Genomic DNA, 12,441 nt, shown 5'->3' with positions numbered 1-12,441 from the left:
CTGCAACAAAGAGCGCAAATTCACCTTAACGAGATCTCAAAACCGAAATCTTTGGCTGTTTGGCAGAAGCCATTTTCCGAAAATGGAAGCTGTGGCGGCGGCGGTATCAGCCGCCACTCAGCATGTCCTTGTTGCCCTGAACCAAATTGCGAAGGAAATGCGCCACCACCTCGACCCGTGCCGCCTGGGCCAGGTCCGACTGCACCACGAGGTAGATCGCCTGGTCGAGTCCGAGGTCACCGTCGATGCAGGTCAGCCCCGCCTCGCGTGCGAGGAAATGCGGCAGAGCGGCGAGGCCCAGCCCGGCGCGCACGGCGGCGATCTGTGTCGACAGCGACGTCGTGGTGACCGCGGGGGCGCGGCCTTGTAATATGCGTTCCACCCATTGCGCGGGGCCGAGATGTCCCTGCGCCTCGCCCCATCCGACGAAATCATGCGTGTCGTATCCGGCGGCATCCGGCGCGGCGGTGTGGGCTTCGAGGTAGTCGCGGCTGCCGTAGAGCCCATAGCCCAGCACGCCAAGTCTTTGAAGGATAACGTTTCCACGCTCGGGCCGGACCATTCGCAAGGCCAGATCCGCATCCCGCCGGTGCAGGTTCACCGTAGCGATGTCGGTCACGATCTCCACCGTCAACGCCGGATGAGCCTGACGCAGCGCGGGCAGGGCGGGCAGGATCAGGGCCGTCGCAAGGTTCTCCGCCGTGGCCAGCCGGACCGTGCCGGAGATCGTAATCCGGTCGTCGCATCCGGCCCGCATGGCGTAGGCCGCAGCCTCCATCGCCTCGGCTGCGGGCACCAGCGCGGTACCGTCCTCGGTCATCTGGTAGCCCGATTGCTGCCGGACGAAGAGCGGGGCGCCGAGCGCCTCTTCCAGCCGTTCCACCCGCCGCGACAGCGTGGCAATGCCGACCCCCATCTGCTCTGCCGCAGCGCTGAGCGTGCCCGCGCGGGCGACGGCAAGGAACGCCTTGGCATCGTCCCAGATCAGCCGCTTGTCATTGAGCTTTCCGATTTTGAAAATCCCTTCGCCACTCTTTACTACATCCTTACCGTGCAGAGCCTGCCATGGTGATGCTGCACCCGCAAGGGGATTAAAACACTCATAAGAGTAAGACACTCATAAGAGGAGGAGAACACCATGGAACGCCGCACACTAAGCCCCGGATTCGAGGTCTCGGCCATTGGTTTGGGCTGCATGGGCATGTCCGAATTCTACGGTCCGCGCGACGATGACAGTGCGATGAAGGTCCTGTCCGAAGCGGTCGACCTGGGCGTAGACTTCTTTGATACGGCCGACATGTACGGCCCGCATCACAACGAAAGCCTGCTTGGCCGCTTCCTGGCGGACAGCGGCGCGGACGTGAAGGTCGCCACCAAGTTCGGCATTGTCCGTAACCCCGGCGAATACAAGCGCCGCCTAGACAACTCGCCCGACTACGCCCGCCGCGCCTGCGAGGCGTCGCTGAAACGGCTCGGGCGCGAGCAGATCGACCTTTATTACGTGCACCGCATCGAGCAGGATCGCGCCATCGAAGAGACGATGGAAGGTCTTGCGAACCTGGTGCGCGCGGGCAAGATCGCCCGCATCGGCCTGTGCGAGGTCAGCGCCGAGACGCTGAAGCGCGCTCATGCGGTGCACCCGGTCGCTGCCGTGCAGACGGAATATTCGCTCTGGTCGCGTCACGTTGAGGCCGACATCCTGCCGACCTGCCGGGCGCTCGGCGTGGGCTTCGTGCCTTATTCGCCGCTGGGACGCGGGTTCCTGACCGGCAGCTTCCAGGAGGAGGCGGCTTTCAAGGAAGGCGACTTCCGCGCCAGCCTGCCGCGTTTTCAGGACGAGGCGCTCACCACCAATCGCCGCATCGCCGGAGCCGTGGCCAAGATGGCCGCCGAGAAGGGCTGCACCCCGGCGCAGTTGTCGCTGGCCTGGCTGCTGTCCAAGGGCGATGACATCGTCCCCATTCCCGGCACAAAGCGGTTGGAGTACCTGCGCGACAACGTCGGCGCGGTGCAGGTACGGCTGGACGCGGCTGACGTCTCCCGGCTGGAATCGCTGATCGAGGCGCTGCCCGTCGCGGGCGCGCGCTACACGGCGGAAGGCATGAAGGGGGTGAACGCATGAGCCGCTCTGCCGACGCTCTGCCGACAGCAATGGATCTGTTGGCGCAACTCGAGGCCGGCGCACCGAACAAGGTGCGCGCCAACCTCGACGCCTTTCACCCCGACACCGCCGAACTGGTGCTGGGCTGGTCCTTTGCCGACGTCGTCGGGCGCGACGGGATCGACCTGAAGACGCGCGAGATGCTGACGGTGGCCATGTTGGCCGCCATGGGCACCGCGCCGGGGCAGCTCGATTTCCACATGCGCGCCGCGATGAACACCGGCGTCACCCGAGAGGAGATCGTCGAGATCGTCCTTCAAGTGGCGGTCTATGCCGGGGTTCCGGCCTGCATGAACGCGATCACCTCGGCCAAGAAGGCCTTTGCCGCGGTGGACTGACCGCCGCGTCGCTCCATCGAACTTTATCAAAAGGAATGACACTATGACCGAACACGTCCCTTCGACGTGGCGGCAGTGGTTGGCTGTTTCGGCGCTCGGCGTCGGCAGTTTCGCCATTGTCACCACGGAACTCGCCCCTGTGGGCCTTCTTTCGCCCATCGGCGCAGAGCTTGGCCAGAGCGAAGCCACCGTGGCCCTCGCCGTCACGCTCTACGCCTGGATCGGCGCCGCAGCAGCTTTGGCTTCGGTAACATTGCTTAGCGGGATGCGCAGGCGTCCCCTTCTGGTCAGCCTCATGGCGCTACTGGCGCTGTCGGCGCTGATCTCGGGCCTCGCGAACAGCTTCGGAATGCTTATGGCGGCGCGGCTCGCGGGCGCCTTGGCGCACGGGGCCTTCTGGGCGATGATCGGCACGCTGGGGGCGCAGATCGTGCCGCCCGAAAAGGTAGGTCTCGCCACCTCGATCATCTTTGGCGGGGTCTCTGCGGCGAGCGTGCTGGGCATCCCGGCCGCAAGTTTCATCGGCGGATTGGCGGGATGGCAGACGGCCTTCCTCGCGGTGGCGGCGCTGGCCGCGCTGGTGGCCGTGACCTTGCGGGGCAGCGTGCCGGACCTGCCGGGACAGCCGGGGATCTCTGCGGCGACACTGGGGCGGATCGCCCGCGACGGGCGCTTTGTGCCGATCTTTGCGGTCACCATTCTGTCGATCATGGCGCATTTCATGGCCTTCACATTCGTCGAGCCGTATCTCGCGACACAGCTCGCTGTGGGTCCGACGACGATTGCCTTGTTGCTGTTCGTCTTCGGAGGTGCGGGTCTTCTGGCCAACGTGCTTTGCGGGGCGCTGATCGACCGTCACCTGAAGACGTTGTTGATGGGGGCGCTGACCGTCTCGTCCGTGGCGCTCGGGATGCTGACGCTGCCGGTGACGTCAGGGACTCCGGTGCTGGCGGGCCTGTGCCTCTCTGCCTGGGGCGGCGCGGTGGCGATCATCCTCGTCGGCCTCCAGACCTGGATCCTGAAGGACGCGGGCAAGGATGCCCTCCCGGCCTCAGCGATTTACGTGGCGCTGTTCAACGGGGCGATCGGCCTCGGAGCGGCGCTCGGCGCGGCGATCCTCTCGGTCGCGGGCATGCCGGTGCTCTTTGCGGTGGCCGCGCTGCTGACGCTGGCCTGCCTCGTTGCCTTGGCCGCGCTGGAGACGCCTGGCGTCGCGGTCGAACAACGCGGATGAACGGGCCGGTCTCGGGTACATTAATCCGCATATGCTTCGCCATTCCTGCGGTTTTGCTTTGGCAAACCGGGGGCATGACCTTCGCTTGATTCAGGACTACCTTGGGCATCGCGACCCGCGACATACGGCGCATTACACACGCACTGCTGCGCGTCGGTTTGACGATCTCTGGTGAAAAGCCCGCGTTCTCAGTCACTGGGCGCGCAGCTTCTGCGCGCAGTTGGCGCATCTGCATTTGCCAGCGTCTTCGCGACGAGCTCAGGCTCCGCCTCAATCAAGCGAAGGAGCAGGAATGCGGCACGGTCAGGACGCCGCCGCCCTTGCTCCCAATCGCGAATGGTGCTGACCGGAAGGCAATATCTTTCGGCGAAGCGACTTTGTGAAAGCCCGAGAGACTTTCGGAGCGTCGCAACGTCGATACTCTCAGGAGTGAAGACCGCGCCGGGCTGAGATATGCCCTCCGCGATAGCTTGAGCTTCATGCGCGCTTTCGATCAACTCTTGTCCGAACACCATGATTCACCTGCGCTGCTTTGTTTCAACACACATGACTATACGGCAATGCCGTAGCGTCGCCAATAGTTTCTCTCTGAACGCGATAGAACCGGACCGCCTATCCGACGATGCCTGCGGTTGCCTTCCGCCCTCTTCGCTTGCCGCTGATTTCCCGGAAATGAAGATCTTCAACGATGCGTGGCAAGTCCTTACGCTGGAGGAAACGAGCCCCCCGCTGTCCCGCTGAGAGGAATGGAATGCCCAGCCGGTCAGCTGCGGATTGGATCGCCTGAAAGGGTTCAAAGATCTCATCACCGGCACGGGCAATGGCAACGTACCGAGCTTGAAACGCGTCCAAGCTGTCCTTCTGAACCGTGACAAGCGTATCCCCTGTCATCGGGTGACGCTCCTCCAATGGCTCAAGCTGGCCAAGGCGAAGCAGTCTTGCGACAGTCCGCACCGAGACCCCCAGGATTTGCGCAACCTCGGAACGAAGGAGGCCTTGACCTTCGTAGGATGGGCAGATTTTTGAGACAGCCTCCCGAGTGAGTACGACGCCCGACATCATAGTTTCATCGTGGCGGCACCGCCCCATTTGCACTTCGTCGCGCATCATCATCCTCAAAAGTTCACCGATGGAACGTTTGGATGCTTGCGCAGCAGCGGCGAGCGGAACCGCATCTTCGTGACTATCTTTGACGATTGCCAGTTCTTGGAAGCGATCCAAGAGTGCGTTCACGTCGGACCGCGAATACCAATGCAGTTGAACAGGGCTGTCTTCATAAGGACGCACCAACCCCGCTTTCAGAATACTGGCAAATGTGCCTTCGCTGCATCCCAGCAAATTTCGCGCTTCTATCGGTTCGATGACACCTGCACTGATCGCCCTGACCGCAGACGCCTGCTCCGCTGTGACCAAGGAAAGGGCTTGCAAGTCTTCGAGTGCTGGTGGCAGTGATGGAGCGAAGCCGGAAGAGATGACATCGCGAATAAACGATGTGCTGACGCCGGCTGTGCGGGCGAAATGACGGGTTGGCAGCAAGTTCGGCGTTGCGATGGTTTGACCAAGAACCTTAGCGCCAGCCTTTATGGCGTAGTTCCTGACAATAAACTCCGCGAACACTTTCCGTAGCGGGAAGTAATTTGGGTGCAGCCGGGAAGTCGTGAGCCAGATGTTGATTGGGCCGAGGTCTTTTCCGTAGCGACGGCGTCGGCCTTCCTTGCTAATGCATGTTGTTTCCAGCCAATCGGTCAAAGCTGAAGATCCGCCTTTCAGAATATCGAAACCTGCCGCGCGGGCGCGATTGAGCACACTTACCTCATGCCCGGATAATGCGGCATCGGCCCCGAGACAGGCTCGCAGTCCGATTACTTCGCTCGCGCGCGCAACAACATGCGCTGGCAGCCCATCAAGCCAATCGCAGGTTGATCGCCCATCTACGATGCGTGCAATCATGTAGGTTTCGATTGCGGCAGGCCGACCACTGGCAAGGTCTGTCGGCGGAACCTCCAACAATGCCAGATGCTTGCGTGCGATGGCCGTCACATCGAAATTGTCGATTGCAAACCGCGCACGGGGAAGCACGACCAAAGGCCGTTTGTGCCACGGGCATGTGAGAACTGGCGCGATGATATTCTGTAAGACTTGGATCGCCGAGAACGGCATCTCGCCATCATCGGCGTTACGAGCGCATATCGGGCAAAGACGGACCTGAGTTCGTTCCAGAACCTTGTCCGAGACCTCGCCAAAGCGAGTCGCGAGCCTACGCCGCCCGACCACCCTGACGGATTGCGAGATCAATTGCTCTTTATCGGTGCCCGACATGTCCGCCAATCGAGCGAGTTCGTGAGCGTCGCCATTGATCACCGCGCGCCACTCCAAACCTACGTCATGGCAAAACTCATAGGCGGAAGCGCAACCGTTCCGCGCCGCCAAGCGCGAAACGTAGGATGTTTGGGTCTCACATGGGGCGAGCGGTAAGGTCAGAGCCAGTTGGTTCATAGTTCCATGCCCCCACGAAGCATCCGAGTATCGAGATGTTGGAACTGATCTGCAAGGAACGGGTTCACTCCGTCCACAACACCTGTGGCGCGGCGGAAGGCTGCGGCAAAATCGACCGCCTCCAGCGTTCCGCCACCCGCATACAAACGTTCGCGGATAGCATTGACGATCAACTCGATCATGCGGCCAAACTCGTGCGCCGAAGCATGAACAAGCCGCTCGACAAAGTCGCGCTCACCAAGACCTGATGCTGTTTCCAACCGGGCCTTCGCACCATATGCCTGAACGATTTGCATGATATTTCCACCTGATCGCGCGGCTGAAATGGGCTGAAATTCCACCGGGTGAAAACGCCTCGCCAATTGCGGGTCCATGTTTAACATCGACCTGAGGTCCGGCATCCCGGACAATATCAGGCCGACTGGCCACGAGGGCTCTTGCATCAGGGATTTCAGAGTGTTCACGACATCAATTTTTTCCTTGTCACTTTGATTGATCGCGAGGTCTTGCGCTTCGTCGAGATGGAGAAATTTTACCTGACGTTCCCGTAGGTGAAAGCGAACCTTTCTCCAGATTATCATACTCGTAGGCAGCCGGTTCATGGGGTAACCGAGCGCATTCAGAAGCTCATAGCCGACATGCTTCAGTGTGGCCGGCGACGGCACCTGAAAACTCGCAACTTCAGCCGTGTCCTCACCGGCCTCGGGAAGGTAATTGCGTAAGAGATGACGAACAGCCGTCGTTTTGCCGCTTCCTGTGTCCCCGATCACCGCTATTCCGCGGGCTTCCACAGGTCGTCCGGCCGCCAGAGCGGCGCAACGCTCGGCCAGCAGAATTTCGAATTGCTCTCGCAACATCGCATAGCCTTCGTGATGCGCGAAGAAAGCACGCAACTCGACAACGGTGGTGGCGATCTGATTTGCACGGCGGTCAGTATTTTGCTGTGTGGTCATTTCGGATCCTCCAACCACCAATCAGGGGAGGCCCCCTGATCATCGTCGGGCCGACTATTCTCTTTATCCAGATCCTGCGGGATTGGGTGATGACCCGGAGCATTGATGACGTCGCCAAACAAATCGGCCTCATCTGTATCCAGAGACTGCGCCTCGCCGTTCTCCTCCCAACTCAAATGGATGAACAGATTGCGCTCCAGTTTCTGAATGTCTTTTTCTGTCATGAACCTCGGTGTCAGCCGGGCGCGCTGGCTGGCGGCACGGTCAATTTCCGAGATTCTTTCGAACGCACGCCGGACAATTCCCGCATTGATGATCTGCGCATCGCGATGCTGCTGCCGAATGTCGCGCATTGCAATCGTCCATTCTTCGAGGGACATGCCTTCGAAACCTGCCTGCACCGCTTTCGCTCCATGCCACTCATCGTCAATGTAGATCGCAATATGTCCGAGATCCTGAGGATCCATGCGAAAACGAACAGATCGATCCGTACCGTGCCGGAACAATTCCCCCAAGAGAGGGTGATCATAGTGGATGCTACATACGCGGATCCCGTGCCGCTCAACCTTGCGCACGCCTGGTATGCCAAAGACATAGCGGCGCTGTGTTGCATCTGGTGCGGGGAGCCTGCCGACCTCGCTGCACAGCCTCTTCCAGGCATTTGCCGGTGTTTCTCCACCAAGGCCCGCGTGGGGGCTATTATGATACCCATCTACGACGTATCGCACGAGGATTTCTGTCAGCTCATCATCCTTAAATACGGCAAGTGCTTCGGAAGGGTAGTCGCCACGCTCTACGACATTTGAGAATGTCCGGCCTGACAACCAAGGCATCAGTTGGACGCCGAAGGTTCTGAAAACACGTTCCACTGTGGCCCGCATTTCGGCGAGTCCGGCAGCAGGCTTTTCGACCGTCGCGCCGAGATCGGTGACGGCAATTTTAAACTGATCGGATATGAAGGAAGGCCCTTGGTCCGACAGCAAAGCGCCAACACCTCCAAACTGATCCCAGGGCGCCTCACAACTGGCAGCGTCAGAGATGGCCGTCTTGTCGACGGTGATGAGCTCCAGAGAGCGAACCGCGTCCTCGGGTGTCGGATTCTCGCAAAGCCGCATTGAGAGGATGCAGCGTGTGGCGACATCAATGGCGACATAGAGCCAGCGACGTCCAACCCGAAAACGATCCCTCAACCCCGATGGGGCGCCGTCAAATGCCCCTCCTTCATCAAGGAGCGTCATAAGATCAATGCGCCACTCGTCCATCTCGATCCGTTCCAGTGGAGTCAGTGTTGAGACACCGGTCCGATAGGGCCGAAATTTCTTACGAGCGGCATCGGCGCCATGACGTTGCGCATAGGTTTCAAAAGGATCGAGTTGTCGAATTCGCCGTCGAATCGTTGAAGCTGACGGAGGCTCAAGAGGTAGCCGCCCCTCGCGGGCACGCTCTTCATTTGCCTTACGAAAAGCCGCTGCCGTATTGGCAATGATGATTTCCATCGTAGGCCGGTTGCGCTCCTGATAACCTTGCACGCACTCCTGAAGCAGTGTTTCTCGCGCCCGATAGCTCTCAATCGTTCTGGCCTGACATTTGGTGCGTGCCCGAGCCAACGCCAGAGGAGAATGCCCTGCACGTTCGTAACGGCGCACCCACCGAAGCAAGGTTTTCGGATGTGGTGGTGCGTTCAGGGTGAGAGGATGGCCAGCTCTGCGGGTGTCCCCACAGCCCTGCCTTTGTCGCTCTCTCTCGTCGACCATGTTTCGAAGAGTGGAAAGCGCAGATGAGATCGAGATTTCCGTGCGCTGAACTTTGCCATTCAGTTCGGCTCGCAGGAACTCTTCGCACCAAGCAGATTTCCAAAGGATCACGCGCCGCTGTTTTGGATGAACGCTCTCAAGGTACAGCTTGTCGCAGGCCAGCCGACGCCGGACTCCTTTTTCGTCGTAAAAGCCACGTTTCAGGCGCACATCGGGTTTTTGGAGCAGTGCATGGAATTCAGCATGACTGAAGCTTTTCACAACATCCGGGGCATGGACGTCTCGCAGAGACAATTCGGTGGCCGATTGGGCCGCCAGCCGAAGCTCTGAATCTCCAATCTTGACCATGTCGGTTTCGAGCAAACGGATGCGCCAACTCATGACGCCACCTCTGCGCTACGCGCTGCGCAAACTTGGGAGCGCGGTGTGATTTCGCCGTCGTCTAACCTGCAAAGGACACCTGTATAAATGGCGCGAAATGCGGCGGCGAATCCTCGTTCTCCGAGTTCTGCCTCCACAACGAGAGCTTCAATGCTCGTCGGGACAATAAGGCCCTGGGCAACCTGCGCCACGATCCGATCAGCCTCGTCATCGGCGTGGCGCCGAAAGAAATGCAGCCGCTCTGCATTAAGTGCGTCAACACGACGATACGAACGGTCAGTCACCAAGACGACCTCATGTGCATAGCTCACATCGGTAGCAGCGCGCACATACTGAAGGTACTCTCGAAACCCGGTACGTTGGCAAATTTCAAAAGGCTTGATGGCAAGCGCAATACGCCGAGAATCACGGAGGCGCACAAGATAATCATAGAAATGCAGGCGAACGTGCCCTTTAGCATCGCAAAACGTGATGCCCGGCGGTTGGTCCCAGATATCATGCACGTCCCGGCGAGCGAGAAGCAGATGCAGAATGTGGTGTTCGAGTTTACTTTCGTACTGAATTCGGCGTGGGTGACTGTCGGCGGGCAGCTGAGCCACGACGATACCGCGGCTGCTTGCCTTTGAGCGTGCAGGAATTTTCCGAGTGGCTTTGCTGTTCTTGGGTGGGCTGAAAGGTTTGTTCTTAGAGGTCATTTGTCCAATGCCCATAGCGTCCGGCCGCGACAGGCCGTTCGCCCAAGGGCGCTCCTTTATTGATGAAAACATGCGTGTCCGACCGTCCCTGCGGGCCGTCAGTCTTGACACGGGATGAGTGATGGAGGACAAAGGAGCATCGCCCGCGAAATCGATATTCCCGACGGCCGCGAAAGTTCCAGCTTTCGTGGCTGTCCTCGTTTTGGGAGTGGTCTATGTCATTTTTCGCCCTCCTCTTCGTCGTATCGGTCCGGCCAGAGAGCTTCGGGTGAAGTGCCCAGCTTTCCAGCGATAGCCTCTTCCACGCGTCGCGATTTGCAACGCCCCAGCGATGCGGTCACCACGGTCGTCGGGGTGATTGCCAATTCACGGGCGATTTTCGAGAAAGATGACCCGGAAGCACGCAATCGCATTCGAATTTCTCTATGCTGAGCGTGATCCACAACCATATTACCGAATATCGATTCCCTATGTCTGACACATACCGATATCCCGAAAGTATGCGCTCGTCAAATTTTAGCATAATAAAACAAATGCTTATGCGGGTTTCATTTCCGAATCCCGTAGATTTGAAATTCAACACAAAATTGAAAATTGAGATGCGAAGGGTTGGATACTTCAATGCGCATTGAGGGAGGCCGCATCTGGATAGAGTCTAAGTCTGCTGGCTATTGGCTGTCGAAATCTAAGCTCCAAAATCTATTCGATAGCGAGGAATGGCTCTCCGAAATGCGGCAGGTGCATGACCTTAGCGCGCGCGTCATGATTCAAGCGCTCACAGTTTCTGGCTGCGATTTCGACGCGCGTCTTGTCGAACAATATCAGGCAGGGGCCTTAGTATCGGAACTCATGGGCAAGCATGGCGTGTCGCACGCGCGCGTCCAAAAGGCGCTGGAGGGCCGAGGGATCAACATCTCTCGTGGGAACCATCTGCGCAAGGCATCAGATGCCGAGTTCACGGCCGCATTTCTGGCGGGCAAGAACGATGCCCAGATTTCCAGAGAGATGAACGTTGACCGTGGCACGGTGAGGAAACGTCGCGCAAAATTAACGGCAAGAGGATGAGAACGACACGCCAACGGCGGCTTCCAGACCTTCTCTGCAAGTGCGAACACCACCTCGTCAGATCATAGAAGCGGACGCGCCGCCAAGCTCGCGCCGCCGAACTTCAGGCCACCTACGGAATGGGCGGAAAGTGTGCATTAGCCGCGTTGCAGCGGGAGACAGCCCAGACCCCTAAATCAGACCTTGGTCACGGAAATCCAGGGTTGGCCGTACTCAAGCACACACCTTCTCGGAAGCTATCATTTTATGAGCCTGGCTTCATCGACGGTCGCATTTGGCAAAATGCAACTGGTTAGGGTTGTGTTCGGGCTTGGCGTGAGGCAGCGTGTTCTGGTCCCGCCATGGTTGGGCTACAAAAATCAATTGAGAACAAGAAGCAATGAATAACGTCAGTAGTGGTAGTATTTTTCTGTCTCACGCGGCTGCAGACAAAACCTTTGTTGAAAAGGTATACGAGCGGCTTGATGTCTCAAGCACGTTTTACGATATCAAATCGGTTCAACCCGGGCAAAGCTTCATCGAAGCAATGCAAGAGGGAACGTCCGGCAATAATATCTTTGTGCTTTTCCACTCACCCAACACGCAGGATACTTGGGTTGAATATGAAAAAAGACTTGCTGAGATTAACAATGCATCAATGCGTGGCAAAGTGCTTGTGGTGCCGTTGCTTGGCGAGACTTACCGCAGTTTGCCCGAGTGGATGAAAAGCTTCATGACCTGCACCGAGTGCTACTCGGTTTCAGATATAGTCCGGCAAATTCAGTTACTTCAAAGACAACTGATTGATGAGCTTAGCGGCCATACTGATATTGTTGTGGGGCGCGAAGAGCTGTTGCGGCAAGCACACATCGAGACTTTGAAACGTGTTCAAGAGACAGGAAGCCCCATCCAACACATTGTTCTTTCTGGGCTTGCGGGAATGGGTAGAAAGACCTTTGCGCAAGAGTTTGCAAAGAAATCTTTTAGCCGAATGCGATCTGGGGGACCCACATTTAACCTCCCAGACATGGCGGAGGCCGTGGACTTTTATCTAGCTATGAAGCAGGACGTTTCGGGCGCTTTAACGAAAAAAGAGTTGGAGGAACAGATCGCGGCCTTTGATGCGATGGATCATTCAAATCAAGCCCAAATGATTCTTGACCTCGCGAGGCACTGGGCTGAAATTAATCAGCCCATTATTGTTAGTACAAAGCTCGGATTGCGTGATAGATACCGAAACCTCAAACCTTGGCTTAAGGAGTTCTTCAGGTTATCGGAAAGCGTACCTTCGTAAGCGGTGTCGCCGCCCCACATTGCCGACGGGATCAGCCATTGCGAGTTGATACGCATCCGAAGAGAAGGAGTGCGTTTCGCAATGTTCGCAA

The 12,441-nt window shown here is 58.3% G+C and carries 13 protein-coding genes; 6 read left to right on the top strand and 7 right to left on the bottom strand.

Going from position 1 to position 12,441, the window contains the following annotated elements; all coding sequences use genetic code 11:
* Positions 1-106: 106 nt before the first annotated feature.
* Positions 107-1,117 (bottom strand): LysR family transcriptional regulator, encoded by a 1,011-nt coding sequence (locus C8N32_RS10940; protein ID WP_244905917.1) that lies wholly within the window; start codon positions 1,115-1,117, stop codon positions 107-109.
* Between the two features lie 21 nt (positions 1,118-1,138).
* Between C8N32_RS10940 and C8N32_RS10935 the strand changes: the two genes are divergently transcribed.
* Genes C8N32_RS10935 through C8N32_RS15545 form a run of 4 tightly spaced genes read left to right on the top strand, consistent with a single transcriptional unit; the run spans position 1,139 to position 3,908 of the window.
* On the top strand, positions 1,139-2,122 hold the full coding sequence (locus tag C8N32_RS10935; RefSeq protein ID WP_107893030.1) for an aldo/keto reductase: 984 nt from the start codon (positions 1,139-1,141) through the stop codon (positions 2,120-2,122).
* Entirely contained in the window at positions 2,119-2,499 is a 381-nt protein-coding gene (locus C8N32_RS10930; protein ID WP_107893029.1) for a carboxymuconolactone decarboxylase family protein, read from the top strand. The genes C8N32_RS10935 and C8N32_RS10930 overlap by 4 nt, the downstream gene beginning before the upstream one ends.
* A 43-nt stretch (positions 2,500-2,542) precedes the next feature.
* Positions 2,543-3,733: an MFS transporter gene (locus C8N32_RS10925; protein ID WP_107893028.1), complete on the top strand. Its 1,191-nt coding sequence runs from the start codon at positions 2,543-2,545 to the stop codon at positions 3,731-3,733.
* A 31-nt stretch (positions 3,734-3,764) separates the two neighbouring features.
* Complete coding sequence (locus C8N32_RS15545) at positions 3,765-3,908, top strand: tyrosine-type recombinase/integrase (protein ID WP_107893027.1); 144 nt, start codon at positions 3,765-3,767, stop codon at positions 3,906-3,908.
* Between the two features lie 13 nt (positions 3,909-3,921).
* Here the strand turns inward: C8N32_RS15545 and C8N32_RS10915 are convergent, their stop codons facing one another.
* From C8N32_RS10915 to C8N32_RS10890, 6 genes are all read right to left on the bottom strand, one after another.
* Positions 3,922-4,248, bottom strand: a complete 327-nt coding sequence (locus tag C8N32_RS10915) for a helix-turn-helix domain-containing protein (protein ID WP_107893026.1) — start codon at positions 4,246-4,248, stop codon at positions 3,922-3,924.
* Between the two features lie 97 nt (positions 4,249-4,345).
* Positions 4,346-6,229 (bottom strand): TniQ family protein, encoded by a 1,884-nt coding sequence (locus tag C8N32_RS10910; protein WP_107893025.1) that lies wholly within the window; start codon positions 6,227-6,229, stop codon positions 4,346-4,348.
* Positions 6,226-7,182 carry a TniB family NTP-binding protein gene (locus C8N32_RS10905; protein ID WP_107893024.1) on the bottom strand — a complete coding sequence of 319 codons (957 nt, stop codon included), beginning with the start codon at positions 7,180-7,182 and terminating at the stop codon, positions 6,226-6,228. The genes C8N32_RS10910 and C8N32_RS10905 overlap by 4 nt, the downstream gene beginning before the upstream one ends.
* Positions 7,179-9,317 carry a Mu transposase C-terminal domain-containing protein gene (locus tag C8N32_RS10900; protein WP_107893023.1) on the bottom strand — a complete coding sequence of 713 codons (2,139 nt, stop codon included), beginning with the start codon at positions 9,315-9,317 and terminating at the stop codon, positions 7,179-7,181. The genes C8N32_RS10905 and C8N32_RS10900 overlap by 4 nt, the downstream gene beginning before the upstream one ends.
* On the bottom strand, positions 9,314-10,012 hold the full coding sequence (locus C8N32_RS14865) for a hypothetical protein (RefSeq protein ID WP_211309711.1): 699 nt from the start codon (positions 10,010-10,012) through the stop codon (positions 9,314-9,316). Before C8N32_RS14865 ends, C8N32_RS10900 begins: the two co-directional genes overlap by 4 nt.
* Before the next feature lie 218 nt (positions 10,013-10,230).
* On the bottom strand, positions 10,231-10,425 hold the full coding sequence (locus C8N32_RS10890) for a helix-turn-helix domain-containing protein (protein WP_170106782.1): 195 nt from the start codon (positions 10,423-10,425) through the stop codon (positions 10,231-10,233).
* 208 nt (positions 10,426-10,633) lie between these two features.
* On the opposite strand from C8N32_RS10890, the gene C8N32_RS10885 reads away from it, so the two are divergent.
* Together C8N32_RS10885 and C8N32_RS10880 are read left to right on the top strand one after the other, a co-directional pair.
* Positions 10,634-11,077, top strand: a complete 444-nt coding sequence (locus C8N32_RS10885; protein WP_107893020.1) for a hypothetical protein — start codon at positions 10,634-10,636, stop codon at positions 11,075-11,077.
* Between the two features lie 379 nt (positions 11,078-11,456).
* Complete coding sequence (locus C8N32_RS10880; protein ID WP_107893019.1) at positions 11,457-12,350, top strand: toll/interleukin-1 receptor domain-containing protein; 894 nt, start codon at positions 11,457-11,459, stop codon at positions 12,348-12,350.
* Positions 12,351-12,441 lie beyond the last annotated feature (91 nt).

The organism is Rhodovulum imhoffii, assembly GCF_003046545.1.
Taxonomy (GTDB): domain Bacteria; phylum Pseudomonadota; class Alphaproteobacteria; order Rhodobacterales; family Rhodobacteraceae; genus Rhodovulum; species Rhodovulum imhoffii.
This window is presented reverse-complemented; position numbering and strand designations above follow the sequence as displayed.

What these genes read in the sequence shown, in the direction of transcription:
- C8N32_RS10890 (WP_170106782.1), bottom strand. Translation starts at nt 10,425, where the DNA reads ATGCGATTGCGTGCTTCCGGGTCATCTTTCTCGAAAATCGCCCGTGAA.
- C8N32_RS10910 (WP_107893025.1), bottom strand. Translation starts at nt 6,229, where the DNA reads ATGAACCAACTGGCTCTGACCTTACCGCTCGCCCCATGTGAGACCCAA.
- C8N32_RS10885 (WP_107893020.1), top strand. Translation starts at nt 10,634, where the DNA reads ATGCGCATTGAGGGAGGCCGCATCTGGATAGAGTCTAAGTCTGCTGGC.
- C8N32_RS10905 (WP_107893024.1), bottom strand. Translation starts at nt 7,182, where the DNA reads ATGACCACACAGCAAAATACTGACCGCCGTGCAAATCAGATCGCCACC.
- C8N32_RS10930 (WP_107893029.1), top strand. Translation starts at nt 2,119, where the DNA reads ATGAGCCGCTCTGCCGACGCTCTGCCGACAGCAATGGATCTGTTGGCG.
- C8N32_RS10925 (WP_107893028.1), top strand. Translation starts at nt 2,543, where the DNA reads ATGACCGAACACGTCCCTTCGACGTGGCGGCAGTGGTTGGCTGTTTCG.
- C8N32_RS10880 (WP_107893019.1), top strand. Translation starts at nt 11,457, where the DNA reads ATGAATAACGTCAGTAGTGGTAGTATTTTTCTGTCTCACGCGGCTGCA.
- C8N32_RS10900 (WP_107893023.1), bottom strand. Translation starts at nt 9,317, where the DNA reads ATGAGTTGGCGCATCCGTTTGCTCGAAACCGACATGGTCAAGATTGGA.
- C8N32_RS15545 (WP_107893027.1), top strand. Translation starts at nt 3,765, where the DNA reads ATGCTTCGCCATTCCTGCGGTTTTGCTTTGGCAAACCGGGGGCATGAC.
- C8N32_RS10935 (WP_107893030.1), top strand. Translation starts at nt 1,139, where the DNA reads ATGGAACGCCGCACACTAAGCCCCGGATTCGAGGTCTCGGCCATTGGT.
- C8N32_RS14865 (WP_211309711.1), bottom strand. Translation starts at nt 10,012, where the DNA reads ATGACCTCTAAGAACAAACCTTTCAGCCCACCCAAGAACAGCAAAGCC.
- C8N32_RS10915 (WP_107893026.1), bottom strand. Translation starts at nt 4,248, where the DNA reads ATGGTGTTCGGACAAGAGTTGATCGAAAGCGCGCATGAAGCTCAAGCT.